At 74.6% G+C, this 892-nt stretch carries 1 pseudogene; it reads left to right on the top strand.

The features are described 5' to 3' along the window. A pseudogene (locus AOK15_RS47930) lies at positions 1-892 on the top strand (lipopolysaccharide biosynthesis protein); the annotation flags it as partial.

Genomic DNA, 892 nt, shown 5'->3' with positions numbered 1-892 from the left:
GTCGACGACAGCGAGGGCGCCGCACGGGACGCGGCCGCCGTACCGGCGTCCACGGGAGCGGAGGCCGCCGGGGAGCCCTACGTACAGGAACCGGCACCGCGGCCCGTCGGCACGCCGCCCGCCCCGTCCCCGGCGCAGCCACCGCCGCCCGTGCCCCGCCGGGAACGGCTGCCGCGCCCCACCCGCGCCGGTGTGCTCCTCGGCTGCCTCCTGACCGCGGCGCTGCTGCTGTACTGGGTGCCCGCGCTCGCGCTGGACGACTCCGCCCTGGACGGCATGGACGGCCTCGGCCTCGTCTCCGTGCTGCCGCTGCCGACGCTGGCCGGGACGGCGCTGCTGGCCACCGTGTTCGCCTCGCTGCTGTGGCTGCGCCGCGAGCACCGGGGTCTGCTGCTGGTCACGCTGCTGGCGACGGTGGTGTCCCTGCACGCGCTGCCCGCCGTGATCGAGGCCGAGCCGCGTTTCGCGACGGCCTGGCAGCACCTCGGCTTCCTCGACCACATCGACCGCACCGGCTCGGCGGTCCCCGACCTGGACGCCCGCTGGAGCTGGCCGGGCTTCTTCGCGGCGGCCGCGTTCGTGGCCAGGGCCTGCGGCGTCGACGACTTCACGGAGATCATCCGCTGGTGGCCCACCACCATGCAGCTGCTCTACCTGGCCCCGATGTTCCTCCTCGCCCGCCATGTGCGCGCGAACTGGCGCGCCAGGTGGACGGGCGTGTGGATCTTCGTGCTGAGCGGCTGGGTGGGCCAGGACTACTTCTCCCCGCAGGGTTTCACCTACCTGCTCTATCTGGCCTTCGTGGCGATCCTCCTGGTGTGGTTCCGCGCCCCGCGCATGCTGTGGGCGAAGGTCCGGCCCGGCGAGGCCGAGGTGGAGCCGACCGACCGCC

The sequence above is a fragment of the Streptomyces ossamyceticus genome (genome assembly GCF_001418475.1).
Taxonomy (GTDB): domain Bacteria; phylum Actinomycetota; class Actinomycetes; order Streptomycetales; family Streptomycetaceae; genus Streptomyces; species Streptomyces ossamyceticus.
The sequence above is the reverse complement of the archived record's forward strand: the minus strand, read 5'-3'. Positions and strand labels throughout refer to the sequence as shown.